The sequence below is a fragment of the Cohnella boryungensis genome (genome assembly GCF_042651945.1).
Lineage (GTDB): Bacteria > Bacillota > Bacilli > Paenibacillales > Paenibacillaceae > Cohnella > Cohnella boryungensis.
In genome coordinates this window covers 35,409-53,768 of the sequence record NZ_JBHSED010000020.1, presented here as the reverse complement: position 1 = coordinate 53,768, position 18,360 = coordinate 35,409, and the positions used below count along the sequence as shown (strand labels likewise).

The following is an 18,360-nucleotide window of genomic DNA, read 5'->3' as shown; positions in this document are numbered from 1 at the left end:
TCAAGGAGCGATTCGCTGGAAATTTCAAAAGTTCCTTTCCAGCCCCTCGGGGACTGGAAACTGACTTAAAGATGCTTTCAAAAGATACTATACGAGGAGGAGAAAGCCATGAAAGCCTATGCTAAACTAGTAAACAACGGACTGGAAGCCTTCGATGTCGTGAACGATCTGCACCGGCAGGGATATACCGAGAAGGAAATCTACGTGCTGGCCCACGAGCGCGACCGTACGGATCGCCTGGCCGATGCCGCGGCCGCAAATACAGTAGGGGTCGCCGAGGAAGGGATGTTCGATACGGTTGCGAATCTGTTCCGCAAGCGGGGAGATGCTCTCCGCAGCAAGATCGAATCTATGGGCTTCGATGCCTACGAGGCCAGCATGTACGAAGCCGAGCTGGATAACGGCAAGGTTCTGGTCATGGCTCGTCACTAAGGCCGGGAGCATACGGGAATAAGGAATGAGGGCGAGAGGATCGCCGCTCATTCCTTATTCGCGTTTGTTGTTTGGCTTCACTCTGATCGTTATCCGATTATTCCGAGGAGACAAAGATAAAAAATGACCGTATTAATCGTTGACGATAACGCTATGAATGTTCTTGTGATACAGGAAATGCTCAAACGAGAAGGCTATGGGGATTTTCAGTTCGCTCACTCGGCGGAGGAAATGTTCGAGCTCCTGAAGGGAGAATGCGAAGCGAATCCGCCCAAGATCGATCTTATTCTGCTGGATCTGATGATGCCGGCCATGGATGGCATCGAAGCCTGCAGGAGGCTGCAAGCCGATGCTCGATACAAGGATATCCCCGTCATTATGGTTACGGCGATCGGAGATTCCAGGAAGCTGGCCGAGGCGCTCGATGCGGGGGCTAGCGATTTTGTCACCAAGCCGATCAACAAGACGGAGCTGCTCGCGCGAATCCGTTCCGCCCTTCGGCTCAAGCGGGAGCTCGACTGGCATAAGGAACGGGACGCCCGTCTGCGCCAGGAGCTCATGCTGGCCAGGCAAGTGCAGGAGTCTGTGCTTCCCGACGAGGTCGACGATTCCCGCGTTCGGATCAGAGCCTATTATCAAGCCTCCGAAGAGCTGGCCGGCGATCTGTACGCTTGGCACAGAATCGACGACAACCGCTGGGCCATCGCGATCATCGACGCGATGGGTCACGGCATTTCTTCATCGCTCGTCAGCATGTTCATCGCATCTATTCTCAAGGAGTCCATGCGGACGCTGTGGTCCCCGGAGCGGGTGTTTAACGAGCTGAACCGTCGCCTGATGGGGCTGCAGTGGGAGAATGAGCTGATCCACTACTATTGCACGGGCATCTATGTGACGATCGATCTGGAGCAGCTGAAGCTGGAGTATATTAATGCGGGACATCCGTCGGGCTTCGTATTTCGTTCGGACAAGGGCTCGCCGGAGAAGCTTGCGGTCAGCTGCCCGCCCTTGGGGCTGTTCGACAAAATCGAGCTGACGCCGACAATCGTTTCTTTGTCCCCCGGAGATCGTCTGTACCTGTTTACGGATGGGATTCTCGGTTCCTTCATCGGGACTGACGAGGCTCAGCTGGAGCAGCTGACGGTTTTCCTGCATCAGCATACGGATGAAGGAAATCTGGAGCAGCTCGTGGTACGCAATCCGCTCGATGGAAGATCCGACGATCGTTGCTTGGTGGAAGTCGAGTTGAAATCCGGAGGAGCGAATTATGAAAATCAAACGGAAGCTTAGCATCGGCTACGCGCTGCTGCTGGCGCTCCTTGTAGGCATTACTTCTTTTGGCTATTCGCAGCTCAGTCAAATGAATCATTCCTTGAATCAGTTTTACGAGAACCGCTTCGAGAAGGTCCGCATCGCGCTGGCGGTGCGCGGCGAAGTGAATTCCGCGGGACGAATCATGAACGATATCATGATCGGCGATCAGGATCCGCTCCAAGGAATAGGCGAGGTATCGGCGAGAATGTCTACGGCAGTGGAGCAATACGGCATGCTGTCCGAGATGAAGCTCAGCGCCTCCGAACTGGAGCTTGAGGATCGAATCAGCAGGCTTAACGACAGCTACATCCTATCGGTGAAGCAATTTGTCGCTTTCATCAACGAGGACAAGCTGGAGGAGGCCAAGACGCTGTATGCCGACAAGCTTCGCGGGCAGCAGCGGGAAGTCATCGATTCGATGGATGAGCTCGTTCGCCTGCAAGAGAACGTCATGAAGGAAGAAATGGCGAGCTCCAAGGAAACCTACGATTGGTCCGTGCGAATGGTAGCGCTGTTGACGATTGCCGGCCTGCTGCTTGGAGGGCTGATCGTTCTATGGGTGTTCCCAAGCATTACGAAGGGGCTTAACCTGCTGGGCCGAATGGCGGATCGTTTCGCCAAGGGACGTCTGAGAGGATTCGCTCGTATGGAGGTCGACTCCAAGGATGAGCTTGGAGAGCTGGCCCGGTTATTCAAGCAAATTGCGCTGGATCTGCAGGAGAAGAACGACCGGGAAGCGATGATGGCCGGGGTCCAGCAGCGGCAAGGCAGATTGAACGAGCAATTGGCCAGAGTGACGGAATTGCTGGAGAAGGGCGCGGACACGAAAGCCGTCGCGCAGTCGTTTATTTCGGAGTTTGCGCCGATCCTAGGCGCGTCTCATGGCCTTATTTATTTATCCGCTTCTTCGCGAAGCGTTCAATTGGAGCTGTCAGGGGCTTATGCACTGCAGGACGGTGAGGTTCAAGGGTCGGCCGCTCCGAATATTCTCCGTCCGGGAGACGGCTTGGCGGGGCAGTGCTTCATGGATGCCAGGCCGATCTATCTTCAGGAAATCCCGCCCGGATATTTCCGAATCGGCTCGGGATTGGGCGAGGTCGAGCCCAAATCGTTAATGATTCATCCGATCGTCTTCGATAACGCCGTTGTAGGCGTCATCGAGCTGGCCTCCATCGCCGGCTTCAGCCCGGAGAACAAGGAATTGCTGGCGGCGCTGAGCGAGAAGCTCGGAACGATCGTCAACAACATCCTGTCGCGTCAGCGGGTGGAGGAATTGCTGCGGGAATCCCAGGCCATGACCGAGGAGCTTCAGGTTCAATCGGAAGAGTTGACTTGTCAGCAGGAGGAGCTGAGAGAAACGAACGATAAGCTGGAGCAGCAGCGGAGCGACCTTAAGAAATCCGAGCAGCGCTTACAGCAGCAGCAAGAGGAGCTGGAGCATGCGAACCAGGAGCTTACGGTTAAGCAGCTCTCCCTGGAGCAGCACGTCGATCGCGTGGAGATGCAGAACAAGCAGATCGCGCAAGCCAACTCCGAGCTGGAGCGGCAAGCGCTGCAGCTGGCTCTGACAACGAAGTACAAATCGGAGTTTCTGGCCAATATGTCGCATGAGCTTCGGACGCCGCTCAATAGCTTGCTGATTCTGTCCGAGTTTCTGGCGGAGAACAAAGAAGGCAACCTGACGGACAAGCAAAGGGAATATATGCATACGATCCACTTGTCGGGGAATGACCTGTTGAAAATGATCGACGAAATTCTCGACTTGTCCAAGGTGGATGCCGGAAGGATGGATATTCACCCGGAGTGGATGGTGCTGGACGATATTTCGAATTTCTTGGACAACCTGTACATGCCGATGGCCGAATCGAAGCAGCTGAACCTATCCATCACGCGCAGCGAGGAAATTCCGGATACGATTCGAACCGACGGACACCGGCTTAAGCAAATCATGCGCAATCTGTTATCCAATGCGATCAAGTTCACCGATAAGGGCTCCGTGACGCTGACGATGCGCAGGCCGACGGAGAAGGAGCTGAGCTCTTCCCGGAGAGCGGAGGGCGTCTCCTATATCGCCTTGTCCGTTGCGGACAGCGGCATCGGCATCTCCGAGGACAAGAGCGAGTTGATCTTCGAAGCCTTCCGCCAAGCCGACGGTACGACCAGCCGCAAGTACGGCGGAACGGGTCTCGGCCTTACGATCAGCCGCGAGCTGGCTCATTTGCTCGGAGGCTGGATTCATCTGGAGAGCAAGCCGGGAAGCGGCAGCACGTTCACGCTGGTCGTCCCGGAACGAATGGCCCAGCGAGCCGACGCCTTCGACATCGGCAACGCGCCCGCGCCGGAGGCCGGCGCGTTCTCTGCGGAGCCTCCCATGGCCTACTCCGGAGGTTACTCCGCAACGGCGGCGGAACGAGCCTACGGCTTGCAGGCGGAAGCTCGGCCGGAGGATGACAGCGCCGTACTTACCCCGGATGACAAGGTGCTTCTGATCGTAGAGGACGATGTCCACTTCGCCAAGGTGCTGCTGGAGATGGCGCATTCGCGCGGCTTTAAGGCCGTCGTTGCGCTGAAAGGCGACGAAGGCCTGGAGAAGGCCAAAGCCTTGAAGCCCGACGCCATCATTCTCGACATCCAGCTGCCGGTAACGGACGGCTGGTCCGTGCTGAACGCACTGAAGAGCGATTCGGAGACGAGGCACATTCCGGTGCACGTCATTTCCGTCACCGAGCATTCTCCGCAAGGTTTGCGCATGGGCGCCATCGATCATCTGCAGAAGCCGGCTACCGGGGAGCAGCTGGAGACGGCATTCGAGAAAATTTCCAAGGTGCTCGATCTCAAGCCCAAGCGCCTGCTGCTTGTCGAGCAGGACGAGGACATGCGCCAGATCTTGACTGAACTGATCATGCACGACGACGTCGGCGTAACGGCGGTCGGCGATGCGGCGGCAGCCTGGGAGCGGCTGCAGGAGGAGCCTTTCGATTGCATCGTGCTGGACTCCGGCTTGCCGGAAGGCTCGGGCATCGAGCTCCTGAAGCGAATGCAGCAGTCCGCCCAGGCGCGGCGCATCCCGGTCATTGTTCACGTGGGCGGGGAGGAGGACGATCTTACGGTCAGGAAAATGAAGTATTTTGCCGATACGATTATTCTCAAGGACGTCAAATCCCCCGAACGCCTGCTGGAGGAAACCGCGCTGTTCCTGCACCGGGTAGAGTCCGAGCTGCCGGAGGACAAGCGCAAGCTGCTAAGCAAGCTGCACAAGGGCGGGGACACGTTCGAGAACAAGAAAATATTGCTCGTGGACGATGACGTCCGCAACGTATTCGCCTTGTCCAGCGTTCTGGAGCATCGGGACATGAAGGTCATCTATGCGGAGAACGGCAGGGAAGCGCTGGACAAGCTGGAGGAGGAGCAGGACATCGATCTGGTGCTCATGGACATTATGATGCCGGAGATGGACGGCTATGAAGCGATGAGACGCATACGGGAAAATACGCGCTGGAGCCATCTTCCGGTTATCGCGCTTACGGCGAAGGCAATGAAGGACGATCGCAATAAATGCATCGAGGCCGGAGCCTCGGATTATATCGCCAAACCCGTGAACACCGATCAGCTCCTCTCGCTGATGAGGGTGTGGCTGCACCGATGAACGAACGCGAAGGAACCGACTGCGAGCTGGAAAGGATCGAAACCGCTCTGCTGCTGGAAGGCATCTATCAGCGGTACGGCTACGATTTTCGCAACTATTCCTATCCGTCGATTCGGCGCCGCATCGGGCATCGGATGGGCATTGAGGGCATCAAAAGCATCTCTTCGCTGCTTGAGCGGGTGCTGCACGAGCCGGAGGTGTTTCACCGCTTGCTGGGCGATCTCGTCATCCCGGTTACCGAAATGTTTCGCGACCCGGAGATGTTCCGGGTTTTCCGCCGGGACATCGTGCCGGAGCTTCGCAAGCTGCCGTATATCCGCATCTGGCACGCGGGCTGCTCGACGGGCGAAGAGGTCTATTCGATGGCCATTCTGCTCCACGAGGAGGGCTTGCTGGAGCGCACGCGGATCTATGCGACCGACATCAGCGAGAACGCTTTGCAGCGAGCCAAGGACGGCATCATCCCGATCGATCGGATGAAGCAATACACGAAAAATTATCAGACTGCGGACGGAAAGCATGCGTTCTCCAATTACTACGCGTCGGATCACGGGATGGTGATGCTGAAGCCGTTCCTGCAGAGCAATATCGTATTCGCGCGCCACAATCTCGTGACGGACAGTTCGTTTAACGAATTTCACGTCATCTTGTGCCGCAACGTCATGATCTACTTCAATTCGGACCTTCGCAATCAGGTTCATCGGCTGTTCTACGAAAGCTTGGCGCACGACGGCTTCCTTATTCTAGGAGGCAAGGAGTCGGTATTCTTTACGCCGATGGCGGACAGCTATGAAACGTGCAACGACGCGAACCGGATATACCGTAAAGTGCTATAGCGGCAAGAAAGGAGGAAGGCAAGTGCCCAAGAGTCAACCCGTGTCATTGCTCATCGTGGACGATCATATCGAAAATTTGCTTGCCCTGGAAGCGACCTTGGCGGGAGAGGGCTATCGACTCGTCCGAGCGCAGTCGGGCGACGAGGCGCTGCGTCATCTGCTGCGCGAGGACTTTGCCGTGATCGTGCTGGACGTTCAAATGCCGGGAATGGACGGCTTCGAGACGGCGCGGCTGATTAAAGCAAGGGACAGAACGAAGGATACACCGATTCTGTTCATCTCGGCGACAAGCAAGGAAGCCGTTCATCAGTTCGAGGGCTATTCCGCCGGAGCGATCGATTATCTGGTCAAGCCGATTACGTCGTCCATTGTCAAAGCGAAAATCGCAGCCTTCGTAAGGCTATACCAGAGCAATCGCGAGCTTGAAAACAAACAGGTCGAGCTGCGCAAGCAGAAAGCCGAGCTGGAAGCGTTAAACGGCGAGCTGCTTCGCGTGACCTACGAGCTGACGACGGAAGAGGCCAAGTCCAGAATGATCTTCGATACGTCGATTGACGGGATGTTTACGTTCGATGAAGAGGGTGTCATTCTTTCGGTCAACCCTGCCATGGAGAGGCTGTTTGGATATCCGGCGGAAGAAATGGTCGGCTCCAACGCGCAGAAGGTGCTGCCGGATTTGCCGGGAATGAGGCGGCCCGGCGCTGACGGAGATTCGAATATTCGCTATTTGACCGGGCTGGTCAGCGAGATGAGGGCGATGCGGAGCAACGGCGGCGCCTTCGAAGCGGAGATCCAGCTTGGGGAATCGGTGATCAATCTGCAGCGTCTGTTCGCCTGTACGGTTCGGGACATTACGGAGCGGAAGAGAACGCTTCGCCAGCTGACCGACGCCAAGAATGAGGCAGAGCGGGCGTCCCGCGCCAAGAGCGAGTTTCTGGCGATGATCAGCCACGAGATCCGTACGCCTCTGAATGGCGTGATTGGAATGAGCGAGCTGCTGACGGAGGCATCGCTTCCGGAGGAGCAAAGCAAGCTTTCTCAAGCGGTCAGAAGCAACGCGGGCCGGCTGCTCGGCATCATGAACGACATTCTGGAATTTTCCCGGCTGGATGCGGGGAAGCAGGAGCTTGATTCGCAGCCCTTCTCCGTAGAGGAGACGATTGCCCAGGCAATCGCGGAATTCAAGCCGGCCGCCGCTCGAAAGGGATTGGCATTCACCTGTGACATTCGTTCCAGCGTGCCGGGGTGCGTCGTGGGCGATCCGCTGAAATACCGGGAGATTGTCCGAAGGCTGGTGGATAACGCAATTAAATTCACGGATACGGGAAGCGTCGACATTGTTGTTCAGGCCGAGCGCTCGGGACGTGCCGAGGAGGCAGACATCCGGCTGTCCACCGCGATTGCGGACACGGGTATAGGCATCCCCGAGAACAAGAAGGATTTGCTGTTCCTGCCCTTCTCTCAACTGGATTCTTCCCTGGCCCGCAGGTTCGAGGGATTGGGGATGGGGCTGGCGATGTGCCAAGCGCTGGCCAAGGCGATGGACGGGGAAATCCGCCTCGAAACGAAAGAAGGCCCCGGCGCGAAGTTCGTATGCGTCGTCGGGGTAGCGCCGTTCGATTGGAGCCCGCCTTCGACCTACTCCGAGTTGCCGCTAACGCGGGAGTACGGCGAGGAGTATGAGGAGGATGCGGCCAGTCCGTAACCCTCTCCGGTTCAAAGGCTTGCGTTCGGGGTATACCAATGATGTAGGTAAACGCGAGCTTGAATGGAGGGAATCGCGATGTCGGTAACCGTTGGCATATTCGAGCAAGAGGACCGGGTTCTGGAGGCCATCGGGCTGCTAAGAGATGCCGGAGCCTTGCAGGAAGAAATCCGGGTTGTCGTGAGCAGCCGGGAGGGGGCGCCTTTGCTTGCTTCCCGTCCGGAGGTCAATCTGGAGGAATTGTACGAGATTCAGGAAACCCGTCAAGGGCGGGACAGGGGAGCCGCCCCGGCAGCTTTGGCTTACCCGTTCGGCACCAGCACAATGATCGGCGGCGGCATGGTCGGCGCAGTATTCGAAGGAAGCGGCGAGGGAGCCGATGCGGAGAGGGTGCTGGAGGAGATCGGCATTCCCGGACGTCTTTCCGATCTTTGCGCGAATGCGGTGGAGAACGGACGTTACGTTGTCGTGGCCGATACGGCCTCCGAGATTGAAGCCCGTCCCGCGATGGAGAACGCGGGAGCCGTCGAGATCGGATAAGGTAAATCCGAATGAAGATTCAACCAATAAAGCGCCCCTTGGGTTGTACGCTCTGTGGAGCGGGACAATCCAAGGGGCTCTTGCTTGTGTACGGGGCAGCCCGTTAACCGACGACAACCGGACGGCTCGGCCGGACGATGCGGGCGACGGGATTATCCGCTCCGAGCAGCCGGTCGCGGATAATCTCGGCTCCCAGCAAGCTATAGATCGTGCCGTTGCCTCCGTAGCCGAGACAATAGTGCTGGCCCGGGCGATCAGGGTCTTCTCCCAGCCAAGGAAGTCCGTCCGCCGATTCTCCGAAGGTGGCGCACCATTGGCAGCGGATGTCCGGGGACAATTCCGGGAACAGCAGACGGAGCTCGGAGAGCAGCCGCTGGGAATGCGCGGCAAGCTCCATCCCGGATAGCACCGGCTGCCGAACGTTCTCGTCCAAGCCCCCGGCCACAATCCGATTGTCGTCCGTCGTTCTTAAGTAGAGATAGGGCCTGGCGGTTTCCCACAGCAGGAAACGTTCATGCCAGGAGGACAAGGAAGGAATCGGCTCGGTCACGATGGCATAGGAACGGTTCAGCGAAGACTGAATCCAACGTCCTCCGGCTTGTTCGGGGGTATATCCGACTGCATATATGACATGCTCGGCTTCGATTTCTCCGTCTGTCGTCTTGACTGCATAGCGGCCCGCACGCGGCTCGACGGCCAGCATTGCCGTACGCTCGTAGATTTGCAAGCCGTTATTCGCGGCATCCTCAGCCATGGCGTGAACGAACCGAAAGGGGTTCAGCTCGGCATCGCCGTGCGTCACGATCGCGGCTGCGCGGCGAAACGGTAAATGGGCGGCAATGCGTTCCTCGTCCCACCATTCCGAGCCAAAGCCGTTCCGCTCGAGCATCTCGTATTCCTTGCGAAGCGCGGGAACATCGTCGGCCGTTGAAGCATAGTAAAGGCTGCTTCGCCGCTTGAAATCGGAATCGCGGAGAAGCCCTTCGGCAATCAGGCCAAGCTTCTCGGCGGCATGCTTGCAGGCCCGATAGAACAGAACGGCGTTCCGCTCTCCCAGCGTGACGGCAAACTCGCTCAGCATCTTGTCGTTCGAGTATTGCAGCAGCCCTGTATTGGCGCTTGTGCTGCCTGAGGCGATCTGACCCTGCTCGATCAAGACGGCATCGATACCGCTTTTCGCAAGCGTATACCCGCATACGACGCCGGACATTCCGCCTCCGATAATGACGGCGCGAGCAGATATTGGCGCGTTCAAAACGGGATATCGCACAGGGGACGGGTAGGTTGTCGGCCAGAATAAAGATCCGTAATGTAACGGCATGGGGGTCTCCCTCTCCAATTTATCTTATGAACGCCCTGGATCCTGCTGCTGGCTGCGGTTGCTTGGCGGTCCTGCGGTCCTCAATGGGGATTAGCATTCCGCAAAAAAAAGCGGATATGCAACAATGGACGACGGCCAAGCAACGGCGTTCGCGGCAATCCGAGCCGTGTTCGATTACCCGGGCTTGCCGGGAATGAAACTTTTATCGTGCTGAATAACATTTCGTGTTTCAATCCGCTTAAATTCGGGTTATAACAGCATTGGAGAGTAGAATGAGACTAACGACAATGGGACGACTCTATGCCGTCCTCTTTCTAGATAATGGAGGGAGATTGGTTATGACAATGGATAAGCTTACGATTCGAACGGAGCATATGGACGGACAAGTGATCGTATACGTCTCCGGAGAATTCGATCTGGAGGTTGCCGGCCAGGTGCGCTCGGCCGTGGAGCCGCTGATTGAGCTTGCGGACCGCAGACTGACCTTGAACCTGCAGGATTTGAAATATATCGACAGCACGGGAATCGGCATTCTGATCTCTATCGTGAAAGCCCGCCATGCGCGAAGAGCCCCATTCGATGTCGAGCATGTTCCTGCCCATATCAAGAAGCTGTTCGATATGACCGGCATTACCCAATTCCTAACGAAGTCGGAATCGTCGATATGAAACCCAAGAAAGGAATGAGTAAAGATTCCATGACAAAAGAAAGAGTCGTAACGTTGACCGTTCCCGCTTCGCCGGAGTATGTCGACCTGATCCGGCTGACGTTATACGGAATTGCAAGCAAGCTTAAATTCAGCTTCGAGGATATCGAGGATATGAAGGTTGCGGTATCGGAGGCTTGCAACAATGCCGTTCTTCACGCTTACGGCGGAGAAGACGGGAAAATCGAGGTTCAATTCACGACCGACAACGAACAGCTGTCCATCTCGGTCAAGGATTTCGGAAGAAGCTTTACGGTGGAAGAAAGCAAGGAATCGCCTGCGATGCACGGGAAATCGATAGATGAAATCCAGTCGGGCGGATTGGGACTCTATCTGATGCAGGCATTGATGGATCACGTGGAGGTCACCCAAGAGGGCGGCACCACGGTCACCCTGACGAAGAAACGGATGAAGACAGAAGAGACCGCATGAGCCTATCCCATTTCGAGCGTTCGCCCGACGACGCGATTGAGATTTTGCTCGAATATCAGAAGACGATGAACAACGACCTGGCCGAAAGCCTGATCCGAAATTATCAGCCGATGGTGAAGATGGCGGCTAACAAGATGTCCCGCAACCGGCCGGATTTATACGACGATCTGTTTCAGGTGGGCCAGATGTCGCTGTTCAGGCTGCTGAAGCAATTTGATCCAGGGCTTGGCATGCCCTTCGAGCCTTATGCCATGAAAAGCATTATCGGTCATATGAAGAACTATTTGCGTGACAAATCGTGGTATATCCAAGTGCCTCGGCGCATCAAAGAAAAGGGGCTGGTTGTCCAGCAGGCGATTGACGAGCTCATGACCCGGCTTGAACGCTCGCCCAACATCGAGGAGATCGCTCTGCACCTGGACCTCTCCGTCGAGGAGACGCTGGAGATTCTGGCAGGAAGGGACTTGTATCACTACGTTTCGCTGGATACTCCGATCTCGGAGGATGACAATGCGGCGATTCTGGGGGAGCTGATCGGTTCGCCTGCCGATGATTACGGAGATCTGGAGCGCAAGCTCGACCTGCAGGAGGCGATGGACCAGCTCAAGCCCGAGGAGCGCAAGGTGCTCAAGCTGGTGTTCGAGAACGGACTGTCCCAGCGCTCGATCGCCGACGAGCTCGGCGTCTCCCAGATGAGCATCTCCCGTATTCAGAAGCGGGCGATCGACAAGCTCAAGCTGCTGATCCGCAACGCCAATGAAGCGCTCGAATAACGCATGACCCGGCCGTTTCAACTCCTTCGGCCGGGTTTAATAATGGATAACGGAAGTTCATCCTTTCCGTACAAAGGAGCTGGTTAAGATGACGGTCAAATATCAAATCGAGTTTTCTGGAAGCGACGTTCTCGTATTGGAGAAGGCGGACGGATTCCACCTTACGATTCGTTCCCGCGTCAATCCGTTAAGCTTCGGAAATAAACTGGCCGTTTATGTGACGCTCGGCAAGGCGATCGACGCCGCCGAGAAGTTCTGCAAGATGTACGCCTTAACAAAGGAGTACGGTTACCATCTTGAAGAGGACTGTTTCCATAAGGAGGGCATGCGCCCCATCTGCGTGCCGGAGCTTCTGGAGAAGGATCAATTTACCGTCGAAGCCATGAGGGAAGCTTTGGAGCATAACGCCAAGCTTCACGAAGCGAGAAGGTAAGCGCAGCGAAACGCCCAATAAATACGCTATAAGTTGCAAGCGACTGCCGCAAGCAAACGCCTTCCGACAGCCGGAGAAGCTTTGCGGAGACGGTTCAGAGGAGGATATGCGTGCAACTTATAAAGCCTGCATCGTTCAAAAAGGTTGAACAGCGAAGGGAGCTGTTCAACCTTTTACTGCGAAAACGTAAGCACGGCAAAAAAGCTCCCAAGCTCAGATTGCGGCTTGGGAGAGGAGAGGCTGCCGCCCGATCAATGCTGGCTCGGGTCGCTGACGAGCCCTTCTTCGTTCAGCTCCTGCTCGGTTTTCATCCGGTCCATCTCTCGTCCCAGCCTGCGCAAATCCGCGAAATCCTGCACCATGGAGCCGTTCATTGCCGTTTCGACCGGTCTGGAACGGAGCGGGGAGGACGGCTTGCGGTCGCCCCGCTCGGGCGAATAGGGCCGCGGCTTTCCGCTCTCGATTCGGGCGCGGAGGGCAAGCCATCTGTCCATGGCGTCGCCGATGATTTTCTCCGGCACGTCGCTGTCCGCAATTCCATCGAAGAAAGCCATCTCGCCATAGAGAGCCAGCACCCCGTCCGTCTCCTCGTACGGAACCTGAAAGATGTAAATTCCCGCGGCAGAATCCAGCTCCACGCGATAGGTCGAGCGGTGGACGTAATCCGGGAAAAACCCCGCTTGGGACAAAGCTTCCTTAATCGACAGAGCGGGACCGGAAATGAGCATCAGATGTTTGGTTTTCATGTTCCCTTCTCCCTTCGTGAGCGAATGAAGCCGTCATCGGCGAATAACGCCTAGACGGCTTGCGACTTTTATTAATAGACAAGCGGATCAATTGACCTTCTGGGCCTGCTTCGCTTCATCCTTGATCTCGGACTTGACCTCTTCCTTCCAGGATTGCGCCTCTTCCTTGGCGGTAGCCAGCACATTGCGCGTTTTGTCGACGATATCGGACGTTTTCTGCCCGACCTGTCTGGCCATCTCCTGTGTTTTGCTGCTGGCGTCCGAGATCATTTGCTTCGTACGGTCGCTCATGGAGGCGTAACGGTCGCGAATATCGCCGCGAAGCTCCTTGCCGGATTTGGGGGCCAGCAGCAGGGCCGCAGCCGCTCCGATGACTCCGCCGATGATAGCGCCTTTTATCGTTCCACGTGTTTCAGCCATTTGTCATTCCTCCTAGAAAGTTCATTGCGTCCTTGATTTCAAATTACCCGATTCGGGCAAATTGAAACGCGCTCTTTCCAGAGAACGGCGCTTCGACTACAATAGGGACAGGAAAAACGTGGACAACGAGGCGAAAGTGAGGACGGACATGGACTATCATGAGACCACTCGATCGGCTCCGCTGCAGTGGGGAAATGCGTCCCGGCACAGTCGGGAAGATCGACGGTGGACACCGTTAGATATCGTATGGGTGATTCTGTTGACGGCGGTTTCGGCCATCCTGACGTTTACGGATCTCGGCAACCGGACAGCGCCGCAAACGTATTGGATGCCGGACAAGGCGGGGGATCACTTTACCGTCGATTTCGGCGAGCTGAGGCAGGTTGACCGGCTTAATCTGTACGAGGGACCCGGAGCGAAGGGAGAAACTAAGATCGAGGCGTCGAAAGACGGCCAAACTTGGGAATCCTATGCAGAGGTCGAGCATAAGACCAATCGCGTATTTACATGGAAATCCGAAGATAAAACGGTAGAGGCGCGGTATATGCGGTTCACCACGGTACGTCCGGGTTACCGCTTGTACGAGGCGGCGTTTTTTACGAAGGGAATACAATCGAATCCGATTCCGGTCATGAATCTCGAAGCCGGCAGCGCCAACTCGGCCGCCTCGATCGGAAGCGGAGCGGAAGCGTTCGACGAGCAGGAGCTGGCGCCGTATCGCCCCGATTACCGCAACGGGATGTATTTCGACGAGATCTACCACGGGCGTACCGCTTATGAGTTCGTAGAACGGATGGAGCCTTACGAGAACACTCATCCTCCGCTGGGCAAGATCGTGCTGGAGCTCGGCGTCCGGATGTTCGACATGACCCCGTACGGCTGGCGCTTCATGGCGGGCGTGGTCGGCACGCTGATGGTATCGGTGTTCTACGCCGTGGCCAAGGGTATGTTCATGAGAACGAGATATGCTTTCCTGGCGACGCTGTTGCTTATTCTTGAAGGCTTCCATCTCGTGCATTCCCGCTCGGCGAATGTGGACATTACGGGAGTCACCTTCACGATCATTATGTTCTATGCGATGTATCGCTACGGAGAGATGCAGTGGCGCAACGGAGGGTTCAGGCGAAGCTTCGGCTATCTGGCGCTTAGCGGCTTGTTCTTCGGGGCGGCCGCAGCGGTAAAGTGGAACTACCTCTACGGAGGAGCGGGACTCGCGATTTTGCTGGCGTTCGCGCTGCTTCGCAGATGGCGGGAAGGGCGAATGGCCGGAGACTTCGACACCGCCAAGCGCATCGTTCTGACGCTAATGTCCTGCATTATATTATTCGTAGCCGTCCCGGCGGTCGTATACACGGCGACGTATGAGCCTTTTATCGCGTCGACGAAAGCGGAGGATAGCTACAAGGATGTGTGGCAATACCAGAAAAACATGTACGACTATCATAAGGGCGTGAAGGAAGAGCACCCTTACGGCTCCAAATGGTATACGTGGCCGCTCATGCTGAGGCCGGTCTGGTACTACGGAGGCAAGGATCTGGAGCAAGGGGAAGCGCAAAGCATCGCGGCGATCGGCAATCCGCTCATATGGTGGGGCGGGCTGGCGGCTCTGCTGGCTTCCTGGTGGCTGGGCTGGCGCAGAAGAGATCGGGTCGTGCTGACGCTTGCCGTCGCCTATCTGTCCTTCTATGTGCCGTGGATGGTGGCGCCAAGAAGCGTCACGTTCCTCTATCACTATTTTCCGATGGTGCCGCTTCTCATTCTTTCGATCGTATGGATGCTTCGCTGGTTCGAGGAACGGAGCTATAAGGGACGCCGCATTACGCTGGCGTTCGGAATTGTCGCAGCGGGCTTGTTCATCTGGTTCTATCCGATCTACACCGGGATAACCATCAGCCGCGAATGGATGAATATCGCCATCCGCTGGCTGCCTAGCTGGGGCTTCTAGAAGGGAGTTTCAATCGTGCAGAAGGGTTGTTTTCTTTCCGTCGTCGTACCGATGTACAACGAGGAAGAAGTCATTGAAGTTACCTACCGCCGCTTGAAGGCGGTATTGGACAAGCTTGGGGAGACCTACGAGATCGTGTTCGTGAACGACGGCAGCCGGGACAAAACCTCGGACATCGTGAGGGGGCTGTGCGCCGCGGACGAGAGCGTGAAGCTGGTGGAGTTCTCCCGCAATTTCGGTCATCAAATCGCGGTGACGGCGGGCATGGACCATGCCGGCGGACGAACGGTCGTGCTAATCGATGCGGATCTTCAGGACCCTCCGGAGCTTATCGCCGATATGGTGGCCAAGTGGCGGCAAGGGTATGACGTGGTGTACGGGAAGCGGATCGAACGCAAGGGAGAGTCCTGGTTCAAGAAAATGACGGCGGCGGCGTTCTACAGACTGCTGCGTTCGATGACATCGGTTAACATTCCCGTAGATACGGGAGACTTCCGTCTGATGGACCGCAAGGTGTGCGACGCGCTGACTTCGATGCGCGAGCGCAGCCGGTTCATTCGCGGAATGGTCAGCTGGGCGGGGTTCAAGCAGACCTCGGTCGATTACGTCAGGGACGAGCGCTTCGCGGGGGAGACGAAATATCCGCTTCGCAAAATGGTTCGCCTGTCGCTGGACGCGATGACCTCCTTCTCGACGAAACCGCTCAAGATCGCCAGCGTTCTCGGATTCGTGCTGTCGGCGGTCGGCTTCGTCTATCTGTTCGTCGTGCTCTATCAGCGGCTGTTCACCGATACGACCATGCAAGGCTGGACCTCTATGATTGCGATCAGCTTGCTCTTCCACGGAATTACGCTGTCTCTTCTGGGCGTGTTGGGGGAGTATATCGGGCGAACGTATGAAGAAGCTAAGGGGAGGCCGTTGTATCTGGTTTCGGATGCGGTGAATTTTCAGGAGAGCCGGGACGCTTCCCGCGAGCGCGTACAGGAGCGGGAGCGGGTCGCCGCAGGCACCGACAAGAACTGAGCGGCCGGTCTTCCGGCCGCTTGCCTGTTCGCAGGGAGGATTCCCTCTGCGGGGTTGCTCGAAGCGACGGCTTACAACATGCGAACGTAGAAGGAGCTAAACGATAATGGTGGCTAACGCGATGCCGGCAGACATCCCGCTCGCGCTGATGCGCAGGGGCGGGAAGGCGGAGAACGAGCACAGGGGAAGGATAAGCGTCGTATCGGCGGAAGACGGAAAGTCGCTCTATGCCTGCGGCGATGCGGCAGCTCCGGCTTATGTGCGTTCCACGGCCAAGCCGATTCAGGCTATTGCGTCCTTGCTCGACGGTATGGCCGAGGCCTATGGCTTCGAGACCCGCCATCTGGCGCTGCTGGCCGCTTCCCATCGCGGAAGCCGGGAGCAGATCGAGACGCTGGAGGAAATTCTGAGGCTTACGGGACTGAATGAGGACCTGCTTGCAGTTCAGCCGACTCTGCCGGTCGGAAGGCGCTCTAGGGACGAGTGGATCGCCTCGGGAGGCAAGCCGCGCAAGCTGCTTCACACCTGCGCGGGAAAGCACCTCGGCGTATTGGCCTGGAGCAAGCTGAAGGGCTGGCCGCTTGAAGGCTACATCCATGCCGAGCATCCGGCGCAGCGGGAAATCGTTCGCAGAATCAAGCTGTGGTCTCAAGCGGACAATGAGTCCGTTACTCTCGGCAAGGACGGCTGCGGCTTTCCGGTTGCAGCGATGCCGCTAAGCAGCCTGGCTCTCGCGTATGGCCGGCTGGCCGCTCCCAAGCTCGCAGAGGATCGCCTCTCCGCGGCAGCGGCGGGCCGAATGGCGGCGGCGATGAACGCCTGCCCCGACCTGGTCGAAGGCCGGGGCAGGCTTGCCAGCCTGCTGCTTCAGGACGAGAATGTCGTCGCCAAGAGCGGAGCCCACGGCGTATTCGCCTTCGGCTTGCGCAAGGAACGGCTTGGGGTAGCTCTGGCGGTATCGGACGGGTCGGAAGTCGCCTGGCCGCATATCGTCAAGGCGTTGCTGGAGCGGCTCGGGGGGATTTCGGACAAGACGCGGCGCAGCCTGGAGCAGGCGTTTCCCCGCGAATTCCGCAACGATGCGCTGGAGGCGGCGGGCTCGTGGGAGACTGTGTTTGAATTGTAGGCGCATCGGCATCCGGCGGCAGCAGCCGGAGCGGCTGTCCCGCTCTCAGGTGTTCATAGGATTCAAAGCGTCGCCCACGGTCATTCGATAAGCCGTGGGCGATTGTCCGTACCAGCGGCGGAATTGCTTGGAGAAATAGAGGGCATCCTGGAATCCGACCGATGAGGCGACCTGCTCCACGGTAAGCTCGGGACGCTCCCGAAGCAGAAGTCTCCCCCGATCGACGCGCAGCTTCGCAAGGAAAGTCGCCGGAGAAACGCCCGCGTGCTGTTTGAACATTCGCGACAAATACGCGCGGTTGTATCCGAGGGTTTCCGCCATGCCTTCGATGGTGATCGGCTCGGCGTATTGCGTAGACAAATAGCCGATGACTTGCCGGGCCAGCTCCTCGCTGTGCGTATCCGGGCGGGACGGAGCCGGAGTCCCGCCCGCCGCCGCTTCGCGCAAGCTCGCAAGCAGCAGGTGCAGGTGGCCGCTGGCAGCGAGGGAGGCCGAGGCGGACCGCTCCCGCAAAGCTTCGAAGACGGCCCGGCAGCTATCGCCGGGAACCGCGCTCCGCCCTGTGTGCGCGACGGGGCTCTCCAGACGAAGCCCCGCCTCTCTGACTAGCTCGTCCGAGCCCGTGCCGGTGAAGGCGACCCACCGGTAACGCCAAGGCGCATTCTCATCGGAGACGTAATGAAACAGCTGGCCGGGACAGATAAGGAAGCTGTCGCCTTGGCCCAGCTCCGCATCGGTTTCGCCCATGCGAAACCGCCCTCGTCCGGACAGAATATGATGCAGCAAGTAGTAATTGACAACCTTCGGCCCTATACGATGGAGAGGGTTTGTTTGGCTTTCTCCCGCGAACAGCACCTTAAGCCTGCTGTTCTGATCGCCGACGACAGGGTTGGAGACGATGCGGTATGTTGCGGCAACGCCCATGGACGGGGCCTCCTGCATTCGGGAATTGTGATCGAGTC

At 57.4% G+C, this 18,360-nt stretch carries 17 protein-coding genes; 13 read left to right on the top strand and 4 right to left on the bottom strand.

The features are described from left to right. Positions 1-108: 108 nt before the first annotated feature. The 6 genes from ACFO1S_RS12530 to ACFO1S_RS12505 all read left to right on the top strand — a co-directional run bounded on the left by ACFO1S_RS12530 (position 109) and on the right by ACFO1S_RS12505 (position 8,473). Positions 109-432: a YflT domain-containing protein gene (locus tag ACFO1S_RS12530; RefSeq protein ID WP_204606163.1), complete on the top strand. Its 324-nt coding sequence runs from the start codon at positions 109-111 to the stop codon at positions 430-432. A 123-nt stretch (positions 433-555) separates the two neighbouring features. Beyond that, complete coding sequence (locus ACFO1S_RS12525) at positions 556-1,722, top strand: PP2C family protein-serine/threonine phosphatase (RefSeq protein WP_204606162.1); 1,167 nt, start codon at positions 556-558, stop codon at positions 1,720-1,722. Next, positions 1,700-5,392, top strand: a complete 3,693-nt coding sequence (locus ACFO1S_RS12520; RefSeq protein ID WP_204606161.1) for a response regulator — start codon at positions 1,700-1,702, stop codon at positions 5,390-5,392. The genes ACFO1S_RS12525 and ACFO1S_RS12520 overlap by 23 nt, the downstream gene beginning before the upstream one ends. Beyond that, positions 5,389-6,228 carry a CheR family methyltransferase gene (locus ACFO1S_RS12515; protein WP_204606160.1) on the top strand — a complete coding sequence of 280 codons (840 nt, stop codon included), beginning with the start codon at positions 5,389-5,391 and terminating at the stop codon, positions 6,226-6,228. The genes ACFO1S_RS12520 and ACFO1S_RS12515 overlap by 4 nt, the downstream gene beginning before the upstream one ends. Positions 6,229-6,250: 22 nt before the next feature. Beyond that, the gene (locus ACFO1S_RS12510; protein ID WP_204606159.1) at positions 6,251-7,933 is read left to right on the top strand and encodes a response regulator; all 1,683 of its coding nucleotides are present in this window, start codon (positions 6,251-6,253) and stop codon (positions 7,931-7,933) included. Between the two features lie 78 nt (positions 7,934-8,011). Then, positions 8,012-8,473 (top strand): hypothetical protein, encoded by a 462-nt coding sequence (locus ACFO1S_RS12505; RefSeq protein WP_204606158.1) that lies wholly within the window; start codon positions 8,012-8,014, stop codon positions 8,471-8,473. A 103-nt stretch (positions 8,474-8,576) separates the two neighbouring features. Here ACFO1S_RS12505 and ACFO1S_RS12500 read toward each other — a convergent pair whose 3' ends face one another. After that, positions 8,577-9,794: an NAD(P)/FAD-dependent oxidoreductase gene (locus tag ACFO1S_RS12500; protein WP_204606157.1), complete on the bottom strand. Its 1,218-nt coding sequence runs from the start codon at positions 9,792-9,794 to the stop codon at positions 8,577-8,579. 338 nt (positions 9,795-10,132) lie between these two features. Here ACFO1S_RS12500 and ACFO1S_RS12495 point away from each other — a divergent pair, with 338 nt between their 5' ends. From ACFO1S_RS12495 to ACFO1S_RS12480, 4 genes are all read left to right on the top strand, one after another. After that, a complete protein-coding gene (locus tag ACFO1S_RS12495; RefSeq protein WP_204606156.1) occupies positions 10,133-10,462 on the top strand; it encodes an STAS domain-containing protein in 330 nt (109 codons plus the stop codon). A 29-nt stretch (positions 10,463-10,491) separates the two neighbouring features. Then, positions 10,492-10,932 (top strand): anti-sigma B factor RsbW, encoded by a 441-nt coding sequence (rsbW, locus tag ACFO1S_RS12490; protein WP_204606155.1) that lies wholly within the window; start codon positions 10,492-10,494, stop codon positions 10,930-10,932. Continuing rightward, on the top strand, positions 10,929-11,705 hold the full coding sequence (locus ACFO1S_RS12485; protein WP_204606154.1) for a sigma-70 family RNA polymerase sigma factor: 777 nt from the start codon (positions 10,929-10,931) through the stop codon (positions 11,703-11,705). Before rsbW ends, ACFO1S_RS12485 begins: the two co-directional genes overlap by 4 nt. An 88-nt stretch (positions 11,706-11,793) precedes the next feature. After that, entirely contained in the window at positions 11,794-12,138 is a 345-nt protein-coding gene (locus ACFO1S_RS12480) for a hypothetical protein (RefSeq protein WP_204606153.1), read from the top strand. Between the two features lie 251 nt (positions 12,139-12,389). Here the strand turns inward: ACFO1S_RS12480 and ACFO1S_RS12475 are convergent, their stop codons facing one another. Further along, positions 12,390-12,884 (bottom strand): hypothetical protein, encoded by a 495-nt coding sequence (locus ACFO1S_RS12475; RefSeq protein WP_204606152.1) that lies wholly within the window; start codon positions 12,882-12,884, stop codon positions 12,390-12,392. Between the two features lie 87 nt (positions 12,885-12,971). Beyond that, on the bottom strand, positions 12,972-13,304 hold the full coding sequence (locus ACFO1S_RS12470) for a YtxH domain-containing protein (protein ID WP_204606151.1): 333 nt from the start codon (positions 13,302-13,304) through the stop codon (positions 12,972-12,974). 148 nt (positions 13,305-13,452) lie between these two features. On the opposite strand from ACFO1S_RS12470, the gene ACFO1S_RS12465 reads away from it, so the two are divergent. The 3 genes from ACFO1S_RS12465 (at position 13,453) to ACFO1S_RS12455 (ending at position 17,398) form a co-directional block, all read left to right on the top strand. Beyond that, positions 13,453-15,249, top strand: coding sequence for a phospholipid carrier-dependent glycosyltransferase (locus ACFO1S_RS12465; protein WP_204606150.1), 1,797 nt, complete (start codon positions 13,453-13,455; stop codon positions 15,247-15,249). A 15-nt stretch (positions 15,250-15,264) separates the two neighbouring features. Further along, positions 15,265-16,272 carry a glycosyltransferase family 2 protein gene (locus ACFO1S_RS12460; protein WP_204606149.1) on the top strand — a complete coding sequence of 336 codons (1,008 nt, stop codon included), beginning with the start codon at positions 15,265-15,267 and terminating at the stop codon, positions 16,270-16,272. A 106-nt stretch (positions 16,273-16,378) separates the two neighbouring features. Next, positions 16,379-17,398 (top strand): asparaginase, encoded by a 1,020-nt coding sequence (locus ACFO1S_RS12455; protein ID WP_204606148.1) that lies wholly within the window; start codon positions 16,379-16,381, stop codon positions 17,396-17,398. A gap of 45 nt (positions 17,399-17,443) precedes the next feature. Here ACFO1S_RS12455 and ACFO1S_RS12450 read toward each other — a convergent pair whose 3' ends face one another. Beyond that, complete coding sequence (locus tag ACFO1S_RS12450) at positions 17,444-18,322, bottom strand: AraC family transcriptional regulator (protein WP_204606147.1); 879 nt, start codon at positions 18,320-18,322, stop codon at positions 17,444-17,446. Positions 18,323-18,360: the final 38 nt, after the last annotated feature.